We start from the raw sequence: 25,023 nt of genomic DNA on the forward strand, positions 1-25,023 counted from the left end.
GTTCAGATCAGCTTCACGCTGATTCCACCTTCCGCAACGCCAGCCAAAGGGCTTAACTCCCCACATGCCCGACGTCCTCTTCTACCATCTCGAACCCCGCCCGCTCGAAGCGGTCATTCCGCAGCTCCTGGAAAAGACCATCGAGCGCGGCTGGCGTGCCGTTATCGAGGTCGGCTCCACCGAGCGGGCCGAGGCGCTTGACGCGCATCTGTGGACCTACCGCGATGACAGCTTTCTCCCCCATGGCCTTGCCGGCGACGAAACCGACGCCCACCAGCCGGTGCTGATCACTACCGGCACCGACAATCCCAACGGCGCCAATGTCCGCTTCTTTGTCGACCGCGCCGTGCCGCAATCGGCCGAGGGCTATGAGCGTATCGTCTATATGTTCTCCGGCCACGATCCCGACGCGGTCGCCGAGGCGCGCCTCGCCTGGAAGGCGCTGCGCGATGGCAATACCGTGACCTATTGGCAGCAGGAAGCCGACGGGCGCTGGATCAAGAAGGCATGACGCCCGACCTTGCCACGCCCAGCCGCCATCGCCTGCACGAAGACATATTCGCCATGCTTATCGGCACCATGCTGGTGTCGCTGGGCATCGTCTTCTACGCCCAGGTCACTCTCACCACCGGCAGCACGGCGGGCCTGGCTCTGCTGCTGCAATATGTGACGGGCATTCCCTTCGGCTGGCTGTTTTTCGCCATCAACCTGCCATTCTACGTCCTGGCAGTGCTGCGCATGGGCTGGCCGTTCGCTATCAAGACCTTCGCCTCCGTGGGGCTGGTGTCCTATTTCACCGCCAATATTCCAAACTGGCTCGATATTGCCGAGATCCACCCTCTCTTTGCCGCGCTGGTCGGCGGCGGCATGATGGGGCTGGGGATTCTCTCGCTGTTCCGCCACAAGGCGAGCGTCGGCGGCATCAACATCCTGGCTTTGTACCTGCAGGAGAATTTCAGCATCCGCGCCGGGTATTTTCAGCTCGGCGTCGATGCCGTCATCCTGGTCGCGGCATTCTTCGTGCTCCCCTTCGACCGGGTGGTCTATTCGATCCTGGGCGCGCTGGTGCTCAACATGATCATCGCCACCAACCACAAGCCCGGTCGCTATGTGGGGTTCAGCTAGGGCAGGGAGCTTGCCTCGTCAGAACTTGGAGGTCTTCTCCTTGCCGACGCCGGTCTGGCGCGGGGCCGGCGCCACGTCCTCGGGCATGTTGGCCTCGTAGAGCTCCATATAGTCGGCCATCAGCTCGTAGCAGAAGATGACCTCGACCGTTTCCGGGTCGTAGAAGGCATTGGCCTCGCCGCAGCGCTTGGCATTGAACTGCACGGGCTCACGCAGGCTGTAATTGTTGCGCAACTCGTCGGCGACCTGGTCGAACACGCCGCTCGATCTGAACGCATCGGCCGCCGCCTTCAGCTGTCCGCCCGCGTCGTGATAGGTGACCACGACCTCGGTACCCCGGCCGTTCTTGTTGTCGCGCCCGCCCAGCAACCCCTTGAACGCCCGGTCGACCGTATCATAGTCCCAGTAGCAGCTATCCTGCCGGTCGCGCTCCATGCGGTATTCATTGGCGATCGGCCGGAAGGCCGTCTCGTCCATGCCCACCATCAGGCACACGATCTGGTAGGCGCGCTGCTTGTCGAGGCTGTGGTTGGCCGCGTAGTCGCTTTCATCGCCGCCGCTGTCATAGGCAATGCCCGACAGGATCCAGCCCTGTGCCGCATCGGCCAGCGCCCGGTCGGTCTCCTTGGTGCGCTTGTTGAGCAGCGTCCAGGTAGCCATATTGTCCGCCGCATCCTCTTCCCGGCCCAGAATTGGCAGGTCGAGCTGGTGGAACAGCAGATGCGCCACCTCGTGATAGAGTACGAACAGGCTGTTATTATAGGCAAATCGCCGGATTTCCGCGCGCTGCGCTTTGGACAGGTCCTGCGCCTGGGCGATGCCGGGAATCCACAGCAGGCCGAGCAGCAGGGCAACAACCAGCTTGGAACCAGGGCGACGCATGGTGCACTTTCAGCGACTTTCGTGCCATCAGCAAATGGCAACGGCGCGTCACTGTCAACGGGGCGGTTGGGCGAGGGTTAGCATCAGCTCAAATGGCGCCGGGTGGCGGCAGGGCAGGTCGCCCTAGTTCTTCCCGGGCGCCCAGTCCTTGTCGGCCAGCTCGAACCCCGAGAACTCAAAGCCGGGCGCGACCGTGCAGCCCACCAGCGTCCATTCGCCCGTGCTGACCGCCGATTGCCATGCCTTGGTCGGCACCACCACCTGCGGGCGCTCGTCAGCATCGAGCTTTGCCCCCAAAATGTGCTCGTCCACCGTACTGCCGTCCGAAATGCGCAGCCGCAGCGGCGCCCCGGCATAATAGTGCCACACCTCGACCGCATCGACCCGATGCCAGTGCGACGCGTCGCCGGCTTCGAGCAGGTAGTAGATCGCCGTGGAGCGGGCCCGGCCGTCGATCGTGTCGCTGTCCTCGAAGGTACGCGCATACCAGCCGCCCTCGGGATGCCGCTGCATGCCCAGGGTAAAGATCACATCCTTGGCGGCGAGCTTGCTCATGCGCGCTCTGCATCCTCCAGCTCGGCACTCAGGGCCAGCCATTGTTCTTCTGAAGTCTCTAGGTCGGCCGCGAAGCGCGCCTTGTCCTTGCCCAGCGCTATCAGCCGCTCGGGCGCGCCGTTATAGACCTTTGGATCGGCAAGCTGGGCGTCGATTTTGTCGATTTCCACCCTCAAACGGGCAATCCTGGTTTCCGCTTCCTTAACGGAGGTCTTCAACGGCGCGATCTCTGCGCGCCTGCTCGCCGCCTCCGCCTTGCTGGCCTTGCGATCGGCCTTCGAGCCACCGCCGCCGCCCTTGCCTTCCTTGGTCGAGGTGATGTTGCGCTGATAAGTATCCAGGTCCTCGTCCAGCTCGCGGATGCCGCCATTCTCGGCGATCCACAGTGTGTCACAAGTCGCCTCGATCAGGTGGCGATCGTGGCTGATGATCAGCACGGCCCCCTCATAATCATTGAGCGCATGCACCAGCGCGTCACGGCTGTCGATATCCAGATGGTTGGTCGGCTCGTCCAGGATCATCATGCCTGGGCCGCCAAAGGTGATCAGCCCCATCAACAGGCGCGCGCGCTCGCCGCCCGAGAGGTTCTTGGCCTTGGTGTCCATGCGCGACTTGGTCAGCCCCATCTGGCTCAACCGCGAGCGGCGCCGTGACTCGCTGTCGGTGGGCATCATGTCCACCACATGCTCGAACGGCGTCCATTCAGGCTTGAGCTTGTCCATCTGGTGCTGCGCAAAATGCGCGATCTCGAGCTTCTTGCCCTTGCGCAACTGGCCGCCCATCGGGGCGATGTCGCCGGCCAGCAGCTTGGCGAAGGTCGACTTGCCGTTACCGTTGACGCCGATCAGCGCAATGCGGTCATCGGGGTCGATGCGCATGTTGATATTGCGCAGGATGGCCTTGTCGCCATAGCCGGCCGATACGCCATCCAGCGTGATCATCGGCGTGGCCTGCTCGGCCTTGGGCTGCTGGAAGGTGAAGGGCGCCGCATATTCGTCGAACATCGCCGCTGGCGGCTTCAGCTTCTCGATCATCTTCATGCGCGACTGGGCCTGCTTGGCCTTGGTCGCCTTGGCCTTGAAGCGGTCGACGAACTTCTGCAGATGCGCGATCTGGTCCAGCGACTTGTCGCGGCTCTTGTTGTTGAGCTCCATCTGCATGCGACGCGTGGTCTCGAACGTGTCGTAATTGCCCTTGTAGAAGGTCAGCTTGCGGTGCTCGAGATGAATGATCGAATTGACCGACTTGTTGAGCAGGTCGCGATCGTGGCTGATCATGAACACGGTATAGGGATAGGTGGCGAGATACTTCTCCAGCCACAGCGTGCCTTCGAGATCGAGATAGTTGGTCGGCTCGTCCAGCAGCAGCAGGTCGGGCTGGCTGAATAGCACGCCCGCCAGCGCCACGCGCATGCGCCAGCCACCTGAAAGCTCATGGGTCGGCGAGTTCTGCCGGTCCTGCTCGAAGCCCAGCCCCTTGAGGATGGACGAGGCCCGTCCCTCGGCCGAATAGGCGTCGATATCGGTCAGTCGGGTGTAGATATCGCTGATCCGGTGCGGATCCGTGGCCGTTTCGGCTTCGGCCAGAAGCGCCGTCCGTTCCTTGTCGGCGCCCAGCACCACGTCGAGCACGCTCTCATTGCCGGCCGGCGCTTCCTGCGCCACCGCCCCGATCCGCGCCTTCTTGTTGAGCTCGATCGAGCCGGAATCGGCGCCGATATGGCCCTGGATCAGGTGAAACAGCGTGGTCTTGCCCGTGCCGTTCTTGCCGACAAAGCCGGTCTTGGACCCCGTCGGCAGCACCACCGAGGCGTCCTCGAACAGCTCCCGGCCCTGGATGCGATAGGTGAGGTTGTTGATAACAAGCATGATCAGGCAATCTACGGGAGTTGGCAGGCACATGGCTGGAACGAACCAAACCGTGGCAGCGGGCCTGCGACAAAGTGTTCGCCGTTGGATAGAGTTAAGCAGCCGTTATGGCAACCGGCTTTGCCGCATGGGTGCCTCCAGGGTTCGGGCGGTGCGCAGACCCCCGCCGCGGTAAACCACCTTGCGACGCGTGGCTTTGCGGCCGCGCGCACCGTCTTGCCTCCGTCGCAGTCTGCGGCTACAAGGCGCCACCTTCCCAACAGACCCATTCAAGGATCGACCCAATGGCGCTCGAACGCACCTTCTCCATCATCAAGCCCGATGCCGTCCGTCGTAACCTGATCGGCAAGATCATCGCCAAGTTCGAGGAAGCCGGTCTCCGTCCGATCGCCCTCAAGAAGATCCACATGACCCGCGCCCAGGCCGAAGGCTTCTACGCGGTCCACAAGGAACGCCCCTTCTTTGGCGAACTGGTCGAGCAGATGATCGCGTCGCCCGTCGTCGTCCAGGTTCTGGAAGGCGAAGGCGCCATCCTCAAGAACCGTGAAGTCATGGGCGCGACCAACCCGGCCAACGCCGCCGAAGGCACGATCCGCAAGGAATTCGCCCTCTCGATCGGCGAGAACTCGGTGCACGGCTCGGACGCTCCTGAGACCGCTGCTCAGGAAATCAAGTTCTTCTTCAACGACGACGAACTGGTTGGGTGAGACCCGACGGCTGGCCCTGCCAGCCGGCAAATCGTTCCAGTGGAGCGATTTGAGGGGCGAACGCCCTGAGCTTCGCGAAGGGCCGGACCGGCCGCGCAAAGCACTCCGAACTTAGGCCGCCCGCCGGGCGGCCTTTTGCTTTGTTTGTGCTATGGTGTGTCCAACCGCCACAGCGTCATTCCCGCGAAAGCGGGGATCTCCCTTACCGGCCGCCTGACGCGGCCACGGCGCCAATGTTTGGCGGCGCCCAGAAAGCCCACACATGTCTTTGCCTGAAACCATTCTCGCCCCGCTCGCCCGCGCCCTCGTCGCCAAAGGCTACGAAACCCTCACGCCCGTGCAGGCCGCCATCATCGAAGACCAGACCAGCGGTCGCGACCTGCTCGTTTCCGCCCAGACCGGCTCGGGCAAGACCGTTGCCTTCGGCATGGCCATCGCGCCGACCCTCTTGGGCAATGCCGAGCGCTTCACCGAGACCGGCGCGCCGCTGGCGCTGCTCATCGCCCCGACCCGCGAACTGGCCCTCCAGGTGCAGCGCGAACTCGATTGGCTCTATGCCGAAACCGGCGCCCGCACCGCCTCCTGCGTTGGCGGCATGGATGCCCGCACCGAGCGCCGCGCCCTCGAACGCGGCGCCCATATCGTCGTCGGCACCCCGGGTCGCCTGCGTGATCACATCACCCGCGGCGCCCTCGACATGTCGGCCCTGCGCGCCGTCGTGCTCGACGAAGCCGACGAAATGCTCGATCTCGGTTTCCGCGAGGACCTCGAGTTCATCCTCGACGCCGCCCCCGAGGATCGCCGCACGCTGCTGTTCTCCGCGACCGTGCCCAAGCCGATCGCCCAACTCGCCAAGACCTTCCAGCGCGATGCGCTGCGCATCTCGGCCAACAACGCCGCCGAGCAGCATGCCGATATCGACTACAAACTGATGCTGGTGCCAGCAGCCGAGCGCGAAAACGCCATCATCAACACGCTGCTCTATTTCGAGGCGGTTAACACCATCGTCTTCGCCTCGACGCGTGAAGGCGTCAAACACCTCTCCGCCCGCCTGCACAATCGCGGCTTCGATGTCGTGACCCTTTCGGGCGAGCTCAGCCAGGCCGAGCGCACCAATGCGCTGCAATCCATGCGCGACGGCCGCGCCCGCATCTGCGTTGCCACCGACGTCGCGGCCCGCGGCATCGATCTGCCCAATCTCGACCTCGTCATCCACGCCGACCTGCCCACCAATCCCGATACGCTGCTGCATCGCTCCGGTCGCACCGGCCGGGCAGGGCGCAAGGGCACCTGCGTCATCATCTCGCCGATGCATCGCCGTGCCGTCGCCCAGCGCGTCCTCAAGACCGCCAAGCTCGACGTGACCATGATGGCCCCGCCGTCGGCCGAGGAAATCGAGGCGCGCTACCGCGAGAGCATCCTCACTGCCGAAGGGCTGACCCGTCCGGTGGCCGAGGACGAAGCCGAATTCGTCGGCCAGTTGCTGGCGCGCTATGCGCCCGAAGCCATCGCCGCCGCCTACCTGCGTCAGCAGCTTGCCGCGCGCCCGGCGCCCGAGGACGTGTCCGATGCGCCCGTCTTCGACAAGCCCGGCGACAAGGATCCGCGCACCCGTGAGCGTTTCGAGGGCGGCACCTGGTTCAAGGTGTCGGTCGGCCGCAAGCACAAGGCCGAGCCGCGCTGGCTGTTGCCCATGCTCTGCAAGGCCGGCAATGTCACCAAGACCGCCATTGGCTCGATCCGCATCTTTGACACCGAATCCATCTTCGAAGTCGCCGCCCAGAAGTCCGACGCCTTCACCCGCAGTGTCGAGAAAAACGGTTCGGGTGAACGCGGCGTTACCATCTCGGCCGTCGATGGCCCCGGCGAGCGCCGCGCCGGTCCGCCCCCGAGCCAGCGTCGCCCGCCCGGTCCGGTCGAGCGCTTCGATCCCGATGCGCCGCGCCCCGAGCGCGCCGATCGCAAGGCCCGCTATGGCTCTGCCGGACTGCGGCCCGACGACCTGGAGGCGGCCCCCGCCACCGGTGGCTGGAACCCGGCATCGGAAGCCGAGGCGCCCCGTGCTATCAGGCCCGATTTCGACAAGCCGCGCCCACCCAAGGTGAGCAAGGCTCCGCCCAGCAAGGACAAGGGCAAGCCCAAATGGGCCGGCAAGCCCGCAGATGGTGCCGCCAAGAAGCCCAAAGACCACAAACCCAAGCGCAAGCCACAGGTTTAGACCGCGGCGGACGACTCAGGTACCAAGTCTGCAATGACCAATCTACCGACGATCGTAAGTTTCTGGCACGGCCCGATGAGCTGGTTGGAAGCCCTTTCCATCGCGTCATTCCGCCGCCAGGGGCATCGTGTGGAAGTCTATTCCTACGATCCCGTGGAGGGGCTGCCTGAGGGCGCCATCGCTCGCGATGCTGCCGAAGTCCTGCCGCGCGAGAAGCTGGTCTTCTACAAGGGCAAGGGCACGCCCGGTGTCTTCTCGGACCACTTCCGCATGATGGCGCTGCGCCAGGCGCGCGGCGTCTATGCCGATCTGGATGTTTATTGCGTCCGCCCGATAGCCGGTCCGCCGGACTATCTCATGGCCTATGAACGCCCCGGTTCGGTGAACGGGGCTATACTGCACATTCCCGCCAATGCGCCGCTGCTCGATGACCTGCTGGGAATCTTCACCCATACCGAGCCGCGGTTGTTCGAGCCCCATCTGCCGCCCCTGCGGCGGATCGAGGTGGCGCTCCGCCGTATGATGGGCGAGCGCGTCCCCGCCCAGGACATGCAATATGGCGCCACCGGCCCGATGGCGCTGACCTACCACATGCGCCGGCGCAAGCTCACCGGGCATGTCCTGCCCAGCGAGATCTTCTATCCCATCCCCTATGAGGATATCCCCGCCCTGATGCAGCCTGGTTCCAGCGTTGATCTGGCCATCGGGCCGAACACGCTGGCAATTCACCTCTGGCGCAGCCAGCTCACCCGCCGGGGCAGGGCCGACATGCCGCTTCCGCCGCCAGGCAGCGCCATGGCCGAACTCTGCCGGCGCGAAGGGCTGGCTTTGGCCTGACGGCGCGCCACCCCTGTGAGACGCCGCTGTTCGGGCGTACAATGCCCCACCGGCCGTCCGGGCCGGATGGGAGGATACCATGACGGCCTACAACATCGTGCGCATGCGCGTTAAGCCGGGTTTCGAGAAACAGTTCATCGCCCATCACGACACGCTGCTCGGCGAGGCGGCGGAGGACTTCAAGGCCGCTGGCCTTCGCCGGTTCAGCCTGGTCAGGACAGGCGAGCGCGACTTCTGCGTGCTGGGCGAATGGGAAGGCTTCGACAGCATCGTCAAGGCCCGCCCCGTCATGATCCACTCGCTCGATGGCTTGCGGTCGATGCTCGAAGACCTGGGTGGCGGCCTCGGCGTCACCGACCCGGTTTCGGGCGATGTCGTCGCCGAGTACGACATGCGCCACTGACCACGTGCCACAAGCCTGTGCGCCCACGCGCTAGCGTCTGGTTTTCCGCGCGTGATAGGTCAGCGCCAATGCGATCATGTGCTTGAGGGCGGCTTCGTCCGGAGCCTCCCCCAGGATGACGCCGCGATCGCCGTCATAGCCGAACCTGTCAGGATAGAGCGTGCGGTAGCGGCTCAGGAGATCCGTCTGACAATTGACGAATACAGTGGGCCGGCCTGACCGCTTGTCCCGTCCGATACGGACGGTCGTGCCGCTGCCGCTCTCTGTGGTGAGATAGCTCACCTCGCCCCATTTGAGCGTCTCCTCCAGCGCGCCAACGCCTTCGGTTGCCGCCGCCGTCTCATAGATCAGCGCTCGCAGTTGCATCAGCCTGTCCCGCAAGTTTGCAGGATAGCCATCCAATACGGCTGCGACCGCCGGGTTCATGCTACTTCTTGCCCTTGATGTCGATCTCGGGCTTGGCCACCGCCGTTCCGCCAGTCACCGCGCCGGCCAGCCCGTCCAGCGTGCCGCCGCTCAAGCCCAGTTCGCTCATCAGGGCATCGATCAGCGGCGCCTGGCTGCGATAGCGCAAAGCCGCCGCTACCGCCTGGTCGGCCAATCCGCCACCATTGGCCGCCACGCCCTCGCCGCCGCCAGTCTGGCTGGAGCCGTTCAGCCCATCGACATGCAGGATCTTGATCCCGTCGATATTCTGCATCGGCTTGACGCTTTCGGCGATGATCTGCGGCAGCGCCTCGATCAGCCGCATCCGCACCTGCATGGCGATCTGCTCGGCATTGAGCGTATTGCTCGCCTCGTTCACCGACCGCTTGCCTTCCGCCTCTACCTTGTAAACCGCGGCCAGTGCCTCGGCCCGCAGCTTCTCGGAATCCGCCGAACCCTTCGCCGCCACGCGTGCCTTGTCGGCGTCTGCCGTTGCCCCGATACGCACCGCCTCGGCCCTGTCGACCGCGGCGGTCTTTTCGGCCTCGGCAGCGACGGTGATCGAGATCGCCGCCTGCTCGGCCGCCTTGCGCGCCTCGATCAGCTGGATGGCCTTCTCGCGCTCGGCCACCGCCGTCTGCCTGGACGTCGTCACCTCTTCCGCTGCCTTGGCCGCGACGGCGCGGGCCTCGTCTGCGGCCGCATCGGCCACCGACTTTTCCTTGCTCTTGACGGCGATGGCGATGTCGCGCGCCTGTTCGGCCAGCGCGATCTGTTTGGCCTTGTCCACCGCTGCTGCTTCCACTGCCAGCGCCGTGGCGATTTCGCGCTCCTGCACGATCTGGCTCGAGGCGATATCGGCCTGCCGCACCTGCTGCGCCGCCAGGATGCGCGCCTCTTCGGCTTCACGTTCCCGCTCGGACTGCTGCTGCTTGATCAGCGCCGACTGCTCGGCCATGCGCGTCTGGATCTCGCGCTCCTGCTCCAGGCGCGCAAACTCCTTGTCGCGGGCGATCTGGTATTTCTGCGCCTCCGCCTCGAAATTCTTGCGCTCGATCAGCACCTGCGTTTCTTGCTCGATATCATTGCGCGTCTTGCGCCGCTCCTCGATCGCCTGCGTCAGCTTGGTGAGACCTTCTGCGTCGAACGCATTGTCCGGGTTGAAGAATTCGCGGTTGGTCTGGTCCAGCCCGGTCAGCGACACCGATTCCAGTTCCAGCCCGTTCTTCAGGATGTCTTCCGACACGGCCGCTTGCACCTTCTGCACGAAGTTGACGCGCTGTTCGTGCAGCTCCTCCATCGCCATTTCGGCCGCCACCGCGCGCAAGGCATCGACGAACTTGCCCTCCACCAGTTCCTTGAGCGCTCCTGGCTCCATGGTCCGCCGGCCCAGGGTCTGGGCCGCATTGGCGATGGATTCGATCACCGGCTGCACCCGCACATAGAATTCGGCTTGCACATCCACACGCATCCGATCCTTGGTGATCAGCGCCTGGTCCGCCGCCCGGCGCACTTCCAGCCGTAGCGTGTTCATGTTGACCGGGATCTGCTCATGCAGCACCGGAAACACCAGCGCGCCGCCGTTCATGATCACCTTCTGCCCGCCAAAGCCGGTGCGCACGAAGCTGACCTCCTTGGACGAGCGCTGGTAGAGGCGCGAAAACACCATGCCGATGGCGAACAGCGCCACCAGGATCACGGCAAGCATGATCAGGATATCATAGAGGGACTGGGACACGGGGCTGAACTCCTCGATCGGGGTTGGCGGCGCTGCTTCGATGGTGGTGGTCGTGGTCGGCAATTCAACAGGCGGGTCGGCAGGCGTTGGTGGTGTCGACCCCGGCCCTGGGCCGGTCTCCACCGCTGGTGGCATTCTGGTTTTCGACGGCATCAGCCAGCCGGCTTGAGCTTGCTGATGGCCCGATAAACCGAGCCTTCCTGGCGTATGATAACCACCTCGGACCCCTCTGGCATGACAGTCTCACCCTCATCGGGCTCGACCAGCAGGTAATGCGTCTTGCCATGGATGTCGGTCAGCTTGGCCTCCGCCGGGCTGCCAGGGCCGGCCACCCCGCGAAACACGGTCGCCACCCGGCCCACAAAGGCCTTGGTGCTGACCGCGTCGCTCTCCTCCCTGGGCATGATGCGCGCAATCGCCAGCCCCGCATACCGCGTCACGAACGCGGCACCAATGGCCGCCGGCACGCTGGCGAACCACGGATCGAGCGCAAAGCCCAGGGTCCGCCGCAGCGCCTCCTGCAGGGCAAAGCCGCAAAGGCCGAAACTGGCCGCAATGAGAATGATGACCACAAGCGCCGGCAACCGGCCAAAGCTCAGCCAGCTCAGCGTCTGGCTCAACGGCCCCACCTCCATGTCGGGAACGTCGGTGTCGAGATCGGGCAGGGCGCTGTCGACAATCGCCGAGGGCTGCGCGCCAAACAGCAGTCCGGCCAGCTCGATCGCGGCAATGGCCAGCGTCAGCCCGATGGCGACGGCGAATGGCGCGGTCTCGCTGGCAAACACGTCCATCGGCTAGCCTCCCGCCGGTCGATAGGGCCCGGTTGTCCGACACTTCGGACTGTCGGGCGCAATATCAAGACTCGGGCCGCCCCGGTCAAGCCAAGCGGCCTGACCGCCATCTGCGCTGGCCCATCTAGGCCATGCATTCCTGGACCATCCGATGGGCTGCCCGGGCACTTCACCTTTCCCCGCGGTCGTCATATCGATGGCTCGCGCGGGGACGGCCTTGCGACCTTCCACTCATTCGGCCGGGACGACCCGCCAAAAGGAGAAATCCCATGGCCTGGGTCTATCTCGTCATCGCCGGCTTCTTTGAAATGGGCTGGGCGATCGGCCTCAAATATACCGATGGCTTCACCCGCCTGGTGCCCACCGCGCTCACCGTGGCCGCCATGATCATCAGCGTTGTTCTGCTTGGCCTGGCACTGCGCGACCTGCCTGTCGGCACCGGCTACGCCGTCTGGACCGGCGTCGGCACTGTTGGGACGGCCCTCCTGGGCATGTACCTGTTCGGCGATCCGGCCACGGCCGCGCGCCTGGCCTGCATCGGCCTCATCGTCGCCGGCATCATCGGCCTCAAGGTGCTGAGCTAACCGCTCCGATAGCGCAGTGAATCCAGGCCCTTGGCACCGGTTGCGGAATCATCCCGCCATCGCCTTGAATCACTGCGCGAAGCCTTTGAATCAATTTCTCATCCCTCAGCCCCTGTTGCAAAAAAGCTGACGTTCCCCGCGAACGTGTCGCGCTCCCAAATTTGTTAATGGTCAATTCGGCGAACCTTGTTAGATTCCGCGCATAGATTGCCGATCTAGCGTCGCCGGCCCCATATATCGGAGAGCAAATAGTGCCCTTGCGCTGGCAGGAAGTGGCTGTGCCACTGTTCGTTATCGTTTCGCTGATCGTGCTGAAATACGTTCCCTTCACTGCTGGCCTCCCACTCGCCCGCGCCGCCGGCGTTGTCGCCTTCGGCTATGCCGCGTTCCTCGCTTTGCGCCTGGTTCAGGGCGAGGAGGCCGTCAGCGTCGATGGCTGGGCGGAATTGCGGCCCTCCATGGTCGAATACTTCGCCTGCTATGGCGCTGCGGCGCTCGCCGTGGTGCTGATGAGCGCCATCATCGTCATCGGTGGCACCAAGCATGTGGAACCAACGCAGATGATCGCCACCTTCATCGCGTCGGTGATGCTCGGGGCAGGGGCCGTCGCCATTGGCCTGGGCGGTCTGTTCACGCGCGTGCGCTGGAACAATACCCTGCTCGAACATCGCAGCGCGCTCGGTCGTGAAACCAGGATCGCCTGGTCCGACGTTCGCTCGGTGCGTCCCAACTGGCGCGGCGTCACCATTGCCACCCACGATGCCCAGCGCGTCACCTTCTCGCAGTTCCATTCGGGCGCTGCCCAGCTGGCACTCCACGCGACCAACCGCGCCCGCCGCAACGCTGAAACCTCGACCAAGGCTTTCGCTACGCTCTAGCGACGCCGATCCGGGGATACCCCCAAAAGCAAAGCGGTGCCCGGGGATAGCTTCCCGGGCACCGCTTTTTTTTGGATTGCCGGCTCGGCCGTCGGACGACCTTGAGCCTTGGCCTCAGCCCGTCACTCGGCCGGCGCGTGGTTCTGGAAGATCGGGGCCGCCTGAACGGGCCGCACGCTGACAGCCGGCTGCACGGTGGCGGCATGTTCGACGCGCCAGACGCGGTGCACGTAATAGGCCTGGACCAGCAGCAGTCCGAGCTCGCAGACCCAGAGCACACCGATCAGGCCCGGCACGCCATTCATGATGGCGTTGAGCATGGCGATCGAAAAGAATGTCCGCACCGCCACGTCGGTCAGCCCGTTGGCCCAGCTGGGATTGATCAGCCGCAGCACGGCCCAGATCGAGAGCAGCGACCCCAGGAAGTTGATGAACATCATGGCCAGCGGCGACAGGTCGCCGACCTGCCCGCCAAGCCCGACCGCGCCATTCAGCGTGTCGAGCACCATCAGGTAAACCCCTGCAACGCCAGGCAAAGCCAGCGGCAGGCAGGTGACAAGATCGTAGACCGCGCTGGTCTTGACCGCACGCGAGAGCTGGAGGTTGAGATCGGCCATCGACAAGTCCCCTCAAAGCAATGACGAAGGCAGTGTACATCTTTACGCTTAATTTACCATAACGAGATCTTAACGTCGTTAAGATCGGGCGGCGGCGGAACCAAATGGCGCGCATTCATGCCGCTAATGGCGACCATCACCCCAATTCAATTGAGCCCCGGCAATGGCTCCGATACCGTGCTTCCATGAACCAGCCCGTCGTCCTCCGCACCGTCCGTTCGGTCTGCCCGCATGATTGTCCCTCGGCATGCGCGCTGGACGTGGAGATCATCGACAGCAGCACCATCGGCCGCGTCCGCGGCGCCAAGGATGATCCCTATACGGCCGGCGTGATCTGCGAGAAGGTCGCCCGCTATGCCGAGCGCGTCCACCATCCCGAGCGCCTGCTGCATCCGCTCCGCCGCACCGGCCCCAAGGGCAGCGGCCAGTTCACCCGGATCTCTTGGGAGGAAGCCGTCGACGAAATAGCGGCCCGCTTCAGCGCAATCGAAGCCGAACACGGCGCCGAGGCCATCTGGCCCTACTACTATGCCGGCACCATGGGCCATGTGCACCGCGACGGCATCGACCGCCTGCGCGCTGCCAAGGGCTATTCCCGCCAATACGACACCATCTGCACCGGCACATCCTGGCCCGGCTACATCGCCGGCACCGGCATGCTGGGCGGGGTCAATTCCGAGCAGATGGCCGAGAGCGACTGCGTCGTCATCTGGGGCACCAATGCCGTGCATACCCAGGTCAATGTCATGACCCATGCCATGCGCGCCAGAAAGGAGCGAGGGGCCAAGGTCGTTGTCATCGATATCTACCAGACCGCCACCATGGCGCAGGCTGATCTGGGCCTCGTCCTCCGCCCCGGCACCGATGGCGCGCTCGCGGTCGCGGTCATGCATGTGCTGCTGCGCGATAATCTCGCCGACCGCGCCTATATGGCCAAGTACACGGATTTCGGCCCCGACTTCGAAGCGCACCTCGCGAGCAAGACGCCCGAATGGGCGGCCGACATCACCGGCCTGACCGTCGCCGAGATCGAGGCCTTCGCTCATCTCGTCGGCACCACGCCGCGCAGCTATTTCCGCCTCGGCTACGGCTTCACCCGCCAGCGCAACGGCGCTACGGCCATGCATGCGGCGCTCTGCATTCCGGCCATGACCGGCGCCTGGCAGCATCGCGGCGGCGGCGCATTGCATTCCAATTCCGGTACCTGGAAGCTCGACAAATCGGCCATAACAGGCGCCGCCCTGCAGAAGGGCGAGCCGCGCTGGCTGGACATGTCCGAGATTGGCCCGATCCTCACCGGCGACAGCAAGGCCCTCAAGGGCGGCGGCCCGGTCAAGGCGATGATCGTGCAGAACACCAACCCGGCCTCGGTCGCCCCCGACCAGACGCTCACGCATCGCGGCTTCATGCGCGAGGACCTGTTCCTCGTCGTCCACGAGCAGTTCATGACCGAAACAGCCGAATTGGCCGATATCGTGCTGCCGGCCACCATGTTCCTCGAACACAATGACTACTACACCCGCGGAGGCCACACGCGTGTGCTGTATGGCCCCGCTGTCATCGAGCGCCCTGGCGAAACCTGGTCCAACCACGAAGTCATCAACGCCCTGGCTTTGCGCCTCGGCCTGGATGACGACACCTTCAAGACCGTCGACCGCGACGTCGTCGCCGAAACCTTCCGCCGCTCCGGCTATCCATCACTGGATGAGGTCGAAAAATCAGGCTTCGTCGATCGCGAGCGCCCGGACGCCGTCGCGCGCTTCGCCGACGGCTTCGCCTGGCCCGACAAGCGCTTCCGCTTCGCGCCCGACTGGCAGGCTGTTGCCGACAAGAAGGGCTACCTCTGGACCTGTGATCCCCTGGACATGCCGCGCTTCGCCGATCACTGGGCCATCACCGAAGCGACCGATGCCACCCATCCCTTCCGCCTCGCCACCAGCCCGGCCCGTGCCTTCCTGAACTCGACGTTCAACGAAACCCCCGGCAGCCAGAAGCGCGAGGGAATCCCTTCCGTCTTTATCCACCCCGAGGATGCGACCCGCCTCGGCATCGAGGACGGGCAGTTCGTCACCGTCGGAAATATCAGGGGCAGTGTCGACCTCACCGCCCGCATCCGCACCGGCCTGCCCATGGGCGTGCTCATCGCCGAGGGCCTGCACCAGAACAAGGCTCACCGCCGCGGCAAGGGCATCAACACCCTCACCAACGCGACACCAGCTCCCCCCTTCGGCGGCGCGGCATTCCACGATGCAGCGGTATGGATCAGGCGGGCGGATATTCAGCAGTAACGCACATGGTGGCACCACCCACCGTGCGACTTTGGGGCGCGCTAGGCGACATACGCCCCCCAGAAGAAATACCCCGTCATCACCACCCCATAGACGATCACCGCCATTCGGATCCAATGCGTGGGTATCCGATGCGCATTCCTGGCCGCCACATAGCCGCCGATCACTACCCCCACGAGCGCAATCGAGCCGTGGTACCAGTCGATCGACCCGCTTAGCGCGAACCGCGCCACAGCCACCAGTGCCACGATGCTCGACACGTAGAGCTTGAGCCCGTTCATGGCATGAATGTCGCTCATGCCAGCCGTGGCCAGGAAGGCCAGCAGCAAGATGCCCAGCCCGGCATTGAAGAATCCGCCATAAACGCAGACCCCGGCGAGGAACGCCATCAGCAGCACGCTCCCCGCCAGCTTCATGCCGCGACCGCCGCCGCTGCGTGCGGCCACGAAGCCGTTGAGCCTGTTGCCAAAGATGAACAGCAGCACGGCGAAGGCCATCAGCCACGGCACCACCAGCGAGAACAGCTCGTCGCTCACCACCAGCAGCAATTCGGCACCCACATAGCCGAAAACCGCCGACACGATGCCGTAAAGGACCAGTCGGTCCTTGTACTTGGCCATGGCATGCCAATAGCCGAAGGCACCGCTGACATAGCCGGGCAGGGCAGCATAGGTGTTGGACGCATTGGCGAGCACCGGCGGCACGCCTACGAACAGCAGCGCCGGAAACACGATGAACGAGCCCCCACCGGCCAGTGAATTGACCGCCCCGCCCAACAGGCCGGCAATCAGTAGGAACAGCGTCTCGATCATGGTCTCAGAACCTCGGCTCCCCTCCCCATTGAGGGGAGGAGTGGGGGTGGGGGTCGACAGCTTGCGCACATACGCCGCAAAGCGCCACCCGCCCAACGCAAATCGCTGATCACCCCATCACCCCGATTGATCGCATGCCCGCCATGTCGTTGACAAAACCGGCCCTCGCGCGCATATCCGGCTCAGGTCGCTGGCACCTGCCGCTCGCCGGAAGCAATTCCGATGGTGAAGTCCAGTCTCCGAGCAAGAAACGAACCACTGGTTCATCTCTGCAAGGCGCATCATGGCAACGCGAGCTCCCATGGATCAAGTCGCCTCATTGCAATGAGAGGACCTGTCATGTCGTTTTCACTCGATACCCCTTCCGCCCAAACCCTCAAATCCGAAGCCAAGGCCCTGCGTACCGAGCGAGCCGCGCTGGGCGAAACCCTGTCGCATGGTGCCGCCCTCGAACAGGTCGCCCGTGCCCATGGCTATCGCGACTGGAACACCGCCCGCGCGGCCTTGCCCGAGCGTGTGGCCGTGCCTTTTCAGGTCGGCCAGCGCGTAAAGGGCCTCTACCTCGATCAGCCCTTCACCGGCATGCTGATCGGCGTGCAGCTGCTGAGCGACATGGCCCACTCCACGGTCACCGTGACCTTCGACACGCCCGTCAACGTCACGCCGAACCTGAGCTTCGCCGCCTACCGCCAGCGGGTCGTCTCGACCATCGACATCCACGGCTTCTCGTCGGCCCTGCGGGGCAATGGCAATCCGCAGATGATCCTGCGGCGGGCATGATGATCTCCAAAACGGGGCAGGGCGGCAACAAGCTGCCTTGCCCTTCATCGTCAAACGCCGATACATTGGCGCACCTCCACCCGCCGACGGAATCGCGATGACCACCCAGACCAAGCCGATCGAAGCCTATTCGCTGCCGACCCCCAACGGGCAGAAAGTCCACATCATGCTCGAGGAGCTCGGCGTACCGTGGACCTACCACCGCATCGACATCGGCAAGGGCGACCAGTTCAAGCCCGAATTCCTCGCCATCTCGCCCAACAACAAGATTCCCGCCATCCTCGACGCCGAGGGTCCCGGCGGTCAGCCGATCTCGGTCTTCGAATCGGGCGCCATCCTCAAATATCTTGGCCTCAAATTCGGCAGGCTCTATCCGACCGACCCGCGGAGCCAGGTCAAGGTCGATGAATGGCTGTTCTGGCAGGTCGGCGGCTTCGGCCCCATGCTGGGCCAGAACAATCACTTCTCGGTCTATGCCCCCGAGAAGGTCCCCTACGCCATCAAGCGCTACAGCGACGAAACCCACCGCCTGTTCCGCGTGCTGAACACCCAGCTGGCGGGCCAGGACTACATTGCCGGCGATTACTCGATCGCCGATATCGCCGCCATCGGCTGGGCCCAGGCCTGGGAGCGCTACGGCATTTCCAAGGACGAATTCCCCCATTTCGGCGCCTGGATCGATCGCCTCAACGCCCGCCCCGCCGTGGCGCGCGGCCTCGCCTGGGGCAAGGACGTCGTAGCCAAGCCCCTCGCCGAGGACAAGGAAGCCCACAAGGTGCTGTTCAACCAGCGCTGATTACTGGCCTTCAACCACGGGTTCGGGGATCACCCGGACCCAGTCCTGCCCCTGGCAGATCAGGTTGTAGAGCACGCAGCCATTGAGCCGCATCAGGTCCGGCCCCAGCATTTCGACATAGCCCGCATAGATGTTGCCATCCTGGGGATTGTAGATTTCCCCGTCATAGACATTGGGCTTGCTGCTCGGCAGCAGCGTCAGGATCTGAAGCCCCAGCATCGGGCGGCTCCGCAGCGTCGGGTCCGGGTTGCGTACGTCCGTGAAACTCTCCACCGGCATGGCCTGCGCCGCGGCATATTCCTCCTCGGTCAGCCCCTCGCGCGGCACCACAATCGTGCTCAGCGTCCCGCAGAACCCCGCCGGACACGGCGCGATCGTCACCTCCGACAGCTCCTGCGTCTGCCAGATGCCCTCAATGGGATCGGGTATGCGATTGGGGTCGGCCGCCGGCTCCTGCGCGCTCGCGGACACCAGCCCGGCCAGCATCAGCCCCGTCCCGATCCACAGCCTCAAGCGCCCGTTTGCCATGCGTTCCACCCGCTGCCCGAGGATCGACCGTGATTCGACTTGCGGAACGATCTAGCCGCCATTCGTGGCGACCATAAAGCAAATACCGCAACAATCTGGCCCTGCCACGGTCTCGGCCAAAAACCGCTTGCCATGCCTCACCCCGCCCGCTATCCAGCCCCTTGACGGAGAGGTGGCCGAGTGGCCGAAGGCACGCCCCTGCTAAGGGCGCAGATCTCAAAAGGGTCTCGTGGGTTCGAATCCCATCCTCTCCGCCACTACTTCCTTCTAAGTCCCCAGAGATACTAGGTTATCTGACATCGGTTGCGTTGGGTGTGCGTTATTGTGTGCACCCATAAGTGGGCGTGCCCTCGCCTCCGTGACATGTTCCGACCTCCTATTGCACTGAGTTGGTCTCGATAACAGATGCGCGACTCGCCGATCACAGTCGAAGCGGGATATTTACCGTCGCCGGTGTCCCGCCACCTGGACGCTCTCGGTGTCACGATCTCGAAGAGCATCATGCGCTGAATGATCCGGCCGGATGAGGCCTGTCCGAGGATGGCGATCAGCTCTCAGATCGCCCGCGCGAAAAAACTCGGCAAGACCAAACCGGACCGATGATGTCCTCCGCTCAGCGTCGCCGGCGTGATGCCGGCCCCATTCTTGCAGTTGCCAGGTTCCTGCTTAATGGCTGCAAAGGGGCCGCAAACGGACGGTCGGTTTCTGGAGCGCTGGCTCGGTAAGCTGCCCTTTAGGGATCTTCAAACAGACAACCGCGTCGCACCTTTTCTTACATGCCGAGGCGATCCCTGAGTGCGTACCACCATGAGCCCAGGGTGGAGTATTGGGCTCGGAACATGCGCCCGCCGGGAAAGGGTACCCACGGGAGGGCGGCGAAAGTGTCGAAGCGGGTCAGGTCGCCGCGTACGGCCTCTGAAAGGATGCGGCCGAACAGATGCGAGCCGGTGATGCCATGGCCGGAATAGCCGTGAGCAAAATAAACTCTGTTGCCCAGCCGGCCCAACTGCGGGACGCGGGAGAAGGAGAGGGCAAAATTTCCGCTCCAAGCATAGTCGATGCGCACATCCTTGAGTTGGGGAAAGACTCTGTCCATGTTCGGGCGCAGCTTGCCGACGACGTCGGCCGGATCGGTGCCGCCATAGACAACGCCGCCACCGAAGATCAGCCGGTGATCGGCGCTGAGGCGGAAATAGTCGAGGATGTAGCGCACGTCTTCCACGCACATGCCCGTGGGCAGGAGGGCATTGGCGCGATCGGGCCCGAGCGGCTCCGTGGCCATCATCTGGGTGGAAACGGGCATGACGCGGGCGGTCAGTTCGGGCACGACATGGCCGAGATAGGCGTTGCCGCAGACCAGGACCGCCTTGGCACTCACCTTGCCGCCTTGGGTGAGAACTGAGGCCCCGGTCGAGTCCTGCTGGACTTTTGTTACCGGCGAATGCTCGAAAATAGTCCCCCCCAGGCTTTCGAGAGCGGCCGCCTCGCCCAGCGCCAGGTTGAGCGGGTGCATGTGGCCACCCGAATGATCGATCATGCCGCCTTCGAAGACATCGCTGCCGATATGCCGGCGGATGGCTTCCCTGTCGAGCAGTTCGTGGTCGTCCATGCCATGCTGGCGCCAAAGGACCTGCTTGGCCTTGAGCTCTTCCATATGCTTGGGCGTGTAAGCGGCATAGATGTTGCCGCGCCTGAGATCGCAATCAATGGCGTAGCGCTCGACCCAGTCGTAGATGATGCCGGCGCCTTCCTGGAGCATGCCACCGACGAAACGGGCGGTCTGCTCTCCGTAGCGGCGGGTGATGGTGTCGAGGCTGGCATTGAGACCGTTGACCACCTGGCCGCCATTGCGGCCCGAGGCGCCCCAGCCGACGGTGGCGCCCTCCACGACGACGACATTGAAGCCGTGCTCGGCCAGGTGCAGGGCAGCAGACAGGCCGGAATAGCCAGCGCCGACAACGCAGATATCGCCTTCCACTTCGCCTTCAAGCTTTTGGGGCTGGCGGGTGATGTTGCGCGAGGCAGCGTAGTAGCTGGGGGGATAGGATCCATCGCCCGCGTAGGACAGCGCAGCCATCACACAACCTCCAGATAGGCGCTGAATTCCAGATCTGTAACCTGGGTGGCGAAGCCGGCAATTTCCTGCCGCTTGCACGCGACGAACATCGACTGGAGGGTCGGATCGAAAATACGGGGGACCATGCCGCCATCTTCGAACGCGTTGACCGCTGAAGCCCAGTCGGCCGGCAGCTTGGGCAGGCGCTCGGAATAGGCGCGGCCCTTGAATGGCCGGGGCGGCTTGGCCTGATCCTCGATGCCCACAAGCGCAGCACCCAGAATGCCGGCCAGTACCAGATAAGGATTAGCGTCTGCCCCGGCGACGCGATGCTCGATGCGGCGGGCCTTGTGGCTGCCACCCGGAATGCGCACCGCAGTGGTTCGGTTTTCGTAGCCCCAGGAGACGGCGCTCGGCGCATGGGTATCGGGGCGCAGGCGCCGATAGGAATTGAAGTGGGGAGCAAAGAGCAGCGTGGTCTCTGCCATGCCCGAGAGGAGCCCACCCACGGCGTGCAGCATCACGTCCGAACCGGTCTCGGTGCCATCGTCAAAGACATTGTTGCCTGCGGCGTCGTTGAGGCTGAAATGCACGTGGAAGCCGTTGCCTGAACGGGCGCCATAGGGCTTGGCCATGAAGGTGGCGACCAGATTGTGCTTGCGAGCCACGCCTTTGACGATGCGCTTGAACAGCACGGCATCGTCAGCGGCCTTGAGGCCGTCGGAGGTATGGAGCAGATTGATCTCGAACTGGCCTATGCCGTTCTCGGCGACTGCGGTGTCGGCCGGCACGTTCTGCTGTTCGCATTGCAGATAGACGTCGCGGAAGAATTCACCGAAATCCTCCAGCTCGTCCAGCGACAGGATGGCGTCGGAGTCCAGGCGCTTGCCGGTGTATGGCGAAATGGGCGGCCGGGCCGAATCGGCCTCGGGATCGACCAGGTAGAATTCCAGTTCGGTGGCGACGACAGGCGTCAGGCCATGCTCGGCGTAACGCCGCAGCACGTGGGCGAGAGCCTGGCGTGGATCGCCCAGAAAGGGGGTTCGCGCATCCTGAAACAGCCAGAGCGGGATCATGGCGCTGGGGCGCGTGGTCCAGTTAATGGGCAGCGCGCCGCGACCGGTGGGGCTGCAGATGCCGTCGGTGTCACCGCTGGAAAACACCAGCGGATTGCCCATGATATCCTCACCCCACACGTCTACGCCGACGATGGACAGTGGCATGCGAATGCCGCTCTCGGCGACCCGCCTGGCTTGGTCTATGGGAATGCGCTTGCCGCGCATAATGCCGTTGAGGTCGCATACGGCGGTGTGCAGAACTTCGATCTGAGGATTGGACGCCAGCCAGGTGACAATGTCTTCGTTTGCGTTCGTTGCGGAACTCATGCCTGTCCGGCGCCCTTCTTGTATGTCATATCGTCAACCTAGCAGGTGCCGCTCTCTTAAGGGAGATGGCGCGGCCAGGTCGCGGAAATCAGGTGCGCTTATGCTTCAGCATCGGCCGGTCGTCGGGGTCATCGCGTGTGGTCGCGAGGTGGAAGGTGAGCCGGCCCAGGCGGTCAAGCACCGCTATCTCGATTCTATTGAACAGTTCGCGCGGGCTGTTCCACTCATCGTCCCCTCGAACCAGCCCGAGTCGAACGTTGCCGATATCGTGGCGCGGCTGGATGCGGTGGTGCTGACAGGCAGCAATTCCAACATGGCGCCGCGCCACTATGGCTCCAATCTATCCGGCCAGGCGCCGATCGACGAAGGACGCGACGGCTTGAGCCAGGCGCTGATCCATGCCGCGATCACCGCGGCAAAACCAGTCTTCGGCATTTGCCGGGGCCTGCAGGAGATCAATGTGGCGCTGGGCGGCACGCTGCGCGATCTGCGCGACGGTGGTCTCGCCGAGTCACATCATGCGCCGTCGGGCGTTTCGCTTGAAGACATGTTTGCCTTTGGCCATGAGGTGACCATTCTGGCCAATGGCACGCTGCACCGTTACGCCAAGAGTGCACGGCTTGCTGTCAACAGCGTGCATTTTCAGGCCATCGATCGTCTGGCCGATGGCTTGGTGGTCAATGCCACCGGACCGGATGGGGTCATCGAGGCAATCTCGGCCAGCAATACCGCGGCGCCGGTCTTTGCGGTGCAATGGCATCCGGAGTGGCGGCCAAAGGGCAGGCCGCACGACATGGCGTTTTGGCATTATCTGGGTGAAGCAGCGCGGTCGCGATACATGCCCGCCCCCGGATCGGAGATGACTGCATGAGCGAGTACGGAACCCGTCTGTTCATCAAGGGCGAATTCGTGGCCGGCGAGGGACAAGTGGAAACCGCCCATGAGCCGGCCCTAGGCAGACCGCTGGCTGAGGTCGCTTCGGCCAGCATAGGCCAGGTGGACATGGCGGTGCAGGCCGCCAATGGCGCCTACAAGGACTGGTCACGCAGGCCCCCGCGCGACCGCAGCGCGGCACTGTTTGCCATTGCGGCGGCCATAGAGGCGCGGGCCGATACACTCGCTGAGGTTGAATCGCGCAATGCGGGCAAGCCGCTGCGCTTCGTCAAGGGCGGGGAACTGGCCAATGTGGCCGATGTGTTCCGCTATTTTGGCACGGCGGTGCGCAACCTGCCGGCCCCGGCCGCGGGCAACTACCGATCCTCGACCCATACCAGTCTGGTCCGCCGTGATCCCATCGGCGTCATTGCCCAGATTGCACCGTGGAACTACCCGCTGCTGATGGCGGCCTGGAAGATCGCCCCGGCCATTGCGGCGGGCAATGCCGTGGTGATCAAGCCGTCCGAGCTGACGCCTCTCAGTCTCCTGTCTCTGAGCGAGGTTTTTGCCGAAATTCTGCCGGCCGGAGTGGTGAACGTGGTGTGCGGCAATGGACCCGATGTCGGCCAGGCCCTGATTTCTCACGACCTGGTACGGATGATTTCATTGACCGGCGATGTGCGAACCGGCAGAGCCGTATTGCAGGCCGCGGCCGGGCCGATGATCAAGCGCACCCATCTCGAGCTGGGCGGCAAGGCGCCGGTGATCGTGTGCGAGGACGCCGATCTCGACAAGCTGGTCGAGACCCTGCGCGAGGCCAGCTTCTACAATGCCGGGCAGGACTGTACGGCCGCCTGCCGCATCTTTGCCCATGCCAGCGTTATCCAGGCCCTCACCGACAAGTTGCAGGCCATGATCGGTACGCTGATCTATGGGCATCCCGAGCGGGATAACGTGGAATTCGGTCCCGTCATCAGTGCACGTCAGCTTGAACGGGTCGATGGCTTTGTATCGCGAGCCCGCGCCAGCGGTTGTGACGTGATGCAGGGAGCGGCGGCCGGGCCGGAGGGCTATTACTTCTCCCCCACCCTGGTAACAGCTCCGATCGACGCGGAGATCGTTCAGAAGGAAGTGTTCGGACCTGTGCTCAGCATCACCCCGTTCGACGACGTCCAGACGGCAATAGGCTGGGCCAATGCCTCGGAATACGGGCTGGGATCTTCCGTGTGGACTCGCCAGATCGAGCAGGCCATGGCCATCGCCAACGCACTTGAATATGGCGTCACCTGGATCAATACGCACGGGGTCATGGCGACCGAGATGCCCCACGGCGGCACGAAAAACTCAGGCTACGGGTCCGATTTGTCCATGCAATCGCTGATCGACTACACCCAGATCCGCCACCTCATGATCGGCTAGGCTTGATGCAGTAGTCACCAGTGGCGCGGCCGTCGCTTCAACATGCGTCGTATTGAAACCGGTTCGGATCCAGCTAGCCGAAGGGATGGGGTGCACCTAATCAGGCGAACACCCAGTAGTACAGTTCCAACTGACCGCTGGAGACCTCGCCATTTGCGTAACGCGGGAGGTCGAGTCAGCCTGGCGATATCGGTAGAAGCACGCACATCTGTGTTGGTCCCTTCGCCGGCTGCCCATATTCAGAGTGGCCAAAAAAAGAGGATCGACGGTACAGCCGCAGCGATGATGACCAATTCAAGTGGCAAGCCCATGCAGCAACAGCCACCGCCATCAGGAAGCTCTGCTCAGGGCGGCGCATCGCCTTGTCCCGGTTGCTGAGGATGTCTTCTTTCCGGACCTTTTCGTCATTGAGCTCGGTGGATGCCGGTGCCGCCTTGCTGGCCTGCCATCTTCG

24 protein-coding genes and 1 tRNA gene are annotated in these 25,023 nt (G+C 63.9%); 14 read left to right on the forward strand and 11 right to left on the reverse strand.

Annotated features, from left to right (window positions below; genetic code table 11):
• Positions 1–64 precede the first annotated feature (64 nt).
• Positions 65–511, forward strand: coding sequence for a DNA polymerase III subunit chi (locus IH615_RS03895; RefSeq protein ID WP_291359968.1), 447 nt, complete (start codon positions 65–67; stop codon positions 509–511).
• Positions 508–1,125, forward strand: a complete 618-nt coding sequence (locus tag IH615_RS03900; protein ID WP_291359970.1) for a YitT family protein — start codon at positions 508–510, stop codon at positions 1,123–1,125. The genes IH615_RS03895 and IH615_RS03900 overlap by 4 nt, the downstream gene beginning before the upstream one ends.
• 18 nt (positions 1,126–1,143) lie before the next feature.
• Here the strand turns inward: IH615_RS03900 and IH615_RS03905 are convergent, their stop codons facing one another.
• The 3 genes from IH615_RS03905 to IH615_RS03915 all read right to left on the reverse strand — a co-directional run bounded on the left by IH615_RS03905 (position 1,144) and on the right by IH615_RS03915 (position 4,430).
• On the reverse strand, positions 1,144–2,007 hold the full coding sequence (locus IH615_RS03905) for a DUF4344 domain-containing metallopeptidase (protein WP_291359972.1): 864 nt from the start codon (positions 2,005–2,007) through the stop codon (positions 1,144–1,146).
• A 123-nt stretch (positions 2,008–2,130) separates the two neighbouring features.
• A complete protein-coding gene (locus IH615_RS03910) occupies positions 2,131–2,562 on the reverse strand; it encodes a cupin domain-containing protein (protein WP_291359974.1) in 432 nt (143 codons plus the stop codon).
• The gene (locus IH615_RS03915) at positions 2,559–4,430 is read right to left on the reverse strand and encodes an ABC-F family ATP-binding cassette domain-containing protein (RefSeq protein WP_291359976.1); all 1,872 of its coding nucleotides are present in this window, start codon (positions 4,428–4,430) and stop codon (positions 2,559–2,561) included. Before IH615_RS03915 ends, IH615_RS03910 begins: the two co-directional genes overlap by 4 nt.
• Positions 4,431–4,714: 284 nt before the next feature.
• Here IH615_RS03915 and ndk point away from each other — a divergent pair, with 284 nt between their 5' ends.
• From ndk to IH615_RS03935, 4 genes are all read left to right on the forward strand, one after another.
• A complete protein-coding gene (gene ndk / locus IH615_RS03920; protein WP_291359978.1) occupies positions 4,715–5,137 on the forward strand; it encodes a nucleoside-diphosphate kinase in 423 nt (140 codons plus the stop codon).
• Positions 5,138–5,399: 262 nt separating this feature from the next.
• Positions 5,400–7,355 carry a DEAD/DEAH box helicase gene (locus tag IH615_RS03925; protein ID WP_291359980.1) on the forward strand — a complete coding sequence of 652 codons (1,956 nt, stop codon included), beginning with the start codon at positions 5,400–5,402 and terminating at the stop codon, positions 7,353–7,355.
• 33 nt (positions 7,356–7,388) lie between these two features.
• Positions 7,389–8,192: a hypothetical protein gene (locus IH615_RS03930; RefSeq protein WP_291359982.1), complete on the forward strand. Its 804-nt coding sequence runs from the start codon at positions 7,389–7,391 to the stop codon at positions 8,190–8,192.
• A gap of 79 nt (positions 8,193–8,271) precedes the next feature.
• A complete protein-coding gene (locus IH615_RS03935) occupies positions 8,272–8,595 on the forward strand; it encodes a DUF718 domain-containing protein (protein WP_291359984.1) in 324 nt (107 codons plus the stop codon).
• Positions 8,596–8,625: 30 nt separating this feature from the next.
• Here IH615_RS03935 and IH615_RS03940 read toward each other — a convergent pair whose 3' ends face one another.
• The 3 genes from IH615_RS03940 to IH615_RS03950 form a co-directional block, all read right to left on the reverse strand.
• Positions 8,626–8,961: a DUF1801 domain-containing protein gene (locus IH615_RS03940; protein ID WP_291359986.1), complete on the reverse strand. Its 336-nt coding sequence runs from the start codon at positions 8,959–8,961 to the stop codon at positions 8,626–8,628.
• A gap of 61 nt (positions 8,962–9,022) precedes the next feature.
• On the reverse strand, positions 9,023–10,759 hold the full coding sequence (locus IH615_RS03945; protein ID WP_291359987.1) for a flotillin domain-containing protein: 1,737 nt from the start codon (positions 10,757–10,759) through the stop codon (positions 9,023–9,025).
• A gap of 152 nt (positions 10,760–10,911) precedes the next feature.
• On the reverse strand, positions 10,912–11,550 hold the full coding sequence (locus IH615_RS03950) for a YqiJ family protein (protein ID WP_291359988.1): 639 nt from the start codon (positions 11,548–11,550) through the stop codon (positions 10,912–10,914).
• Between the two features lie 269 nt (positions 11,551–11,819).
• On the opposite strand from IH615_RS03950, the gene sugE reads away from it, so the two are divergent.
• On the forward strand, positions 11,820–12,134 hold the full coding sequence (gene sugE / locus IH615_RS03955) for a quaternary ammonium compound efflux SMR transporter SugE (RefSeq protein WP_291359989.1): 315 nt from the start codon (positions 11,820–11,822) through the stop codon (positions 12,132–12,134).
• Between the two features lie 251 nt (positions 12,135–12,385).
• Entirely contained in the window at positions 12,386–13,012 is a 627-nt protein-coding gene (locus IH615_RS03960) for a hypothetical protein (RefSeq protein ID WP_291359991.1), read from the forward strand.
• Between the two features lie 122 nt (positions 13,013–13,134).
• Here the strand turns inward: IH615_RS03960 and IH615_RS03965 are convergent, their stop codons facing one another.
• A complete protein-coding gene (locus tag IH615_RS03965) occupies positions 13,135–13,629 on the reverse strand; it encodes a hypothetical protein (protein WP_291359993.1) in 495 nt (164 codons plus the stop codon).
• Between the two features lie 185 nt (positions 13,630–13,814).
• Between IH615_RS03965 and IH615_RS03970 the strand changes: the two genes are divergently transcribed.
• A complete protein-coding gene (locus tag IH615_RS03970) occupies positions 13,815–15,917 on the forward strand; it encodes a molybdopterin-dependent oxidoreductase (RefSeq protein WP_291359994.1) in 2,103 nt (700 codons plus the stop codon).
• Between the two features lie 41 nt (positions 15,918–15,958).
• Here IH615_RS03970 and IH615_RS03975 read toward each other — a convergent pair whose 3' ends face one another.
• Positions 15,959–16,729, reverse strand: a complete 771-nt coding sequence (locus tag IH615_RS03975; protein WP_291359996.1) for a sulfite exporter TauE/SafE family protein — start codon at positions 16,727–16,729, stop codon at positions 15,959–15,961.
• Between the two features lie 339 nt (positions 16,730–17,068).
• Between IH615_RS03975 and IH615_RS03980 the strand changes: the two genes are divergently transcribed.
• Both IH615_RS03980 and IH615_RS03985 read left to right on the forward strand, forming a co-directional pair.
• Positions 17,069–17,509, forward strand: a complete 441-nt coding sequence (locus tag IH615_RS03980) for a glyoxalase superfamily protein (RefSeq protein ID WP_291359997.1) — start codon at positions 17,069–17,071, stop codon at positions 17,507–17,509.
• 97 nt (positions 17,510–17,606) lie between these two features.
• Positions 17,607–18,305, forward strand: a complete 699-nt coding sequence (locus tag IH615_RS03985) for a glutathione S-transferase N-terminal domain-containing protein (RefSeq protein ID WP_291360000.1) — start codon at positions 17,607–17,609, stop codon at positions 18,303–18,305.
• On the opposite strand, the gene IH615_RS03990 is transcribed toward IH615_RS03985, so the two are convergent.
• The gene (locus IH615_RS03990; protein ID WP_291360002.1) at positions 18,306–18,833 is read right to left on the reverse strand and encodes a DUF2147 domain-containing protein; all 528 of its coding nucleotides are present in this window, start codon (positions 18,831–18,833) and stop codon (positions 18,306–18,308) included. It abuts the gene before it with no gap.
• Between the two features lie 166 nt (positions 18,834–18,999).
• Here IH615_RS03990 and IH615_RS03995 point away from each other — a divergent pair.
• Positions 19,000–19,090, forward strand: a tRNA-Ser gene (locus IH615_RS03995).
• A gap of 515 nt (positions 19,091–19,605) precedes the next feature.
• On the opposite strand, the gene IH615_RS04000 is transcribed toward IH615_RS03995, so the two are convergent.
• Together IH615_RS04000 and IH615_RS04005 are read right to left on the reverse strand one after the other, a co-directional pair.
• Complete coding sequence (locus IH615_RS04000; protein ID WP_291360004.1) at positions 19,606–20,910, reverse strand: FAD-binding oxidoreductase; 1,305 nt, start codon at positions 20,908–20,910, stop codon at positions 19,606–19,608.
• A complete protein-coding gene (locus tag IH615_RS04005; protein WP_291360006.1) occupies positions 20,910–22,274 on the reverse strand; it encodes a glutamine synthetase family protein in 1,365 nt (454 codons plus the stop codon). Before IH615_RS04005 ends, IH615_RS04000 begins: the two co-directional genes overlap by 1 nt.
• 100 nt (positions 22,275–22,374) lie before the next feature.
• On the opposite strand from IH615_RS04005, the gene IH615_RS04010 reads away from it, so the two are divergent.
• Both IH615_RS04010 and IH615_RS04015 read left to right on the forward strand, forming a co-directional pair.
• On the forward strand, positions 22,375–23,145 hold the full coding sequence (locus tag IH615_RS04010) for a gamma-glutamyl-gamma-aminobutyrate hydrolase family protein (protein WP_291360008.1): 771 nt from the start codon (positions 22,375–22,377) through the stop codon (positions 23,143–23,145).
• A complete protein-coding gene (locus tag IH615_RS04015; RefSeq protein ID WP_291360010.1) occupies positions 23,142–24,569 on the forward strand; it encodes an aminobutyraldehyde dehydrogenase in 1,428 nt (475 codons plus the stop codon). The genes IH615_RS04010 and IH615_RS04015 overlap by 4 nt, the downstream gene beginning before the upstream one ends.
• The last annotated feature ends 454 nt before the right edge of the window (positions 24,570–25,023 follow it).

This window comes from Devosia sp., from assembly GCF_014860165.1.
In the GTDB taxonomy this organism is placed as follows: domain Bacteria; phylum Pseudomonadota; class Alphaproteobacteria; order Rhizobiales; family Devosiaceae; genus Devosia.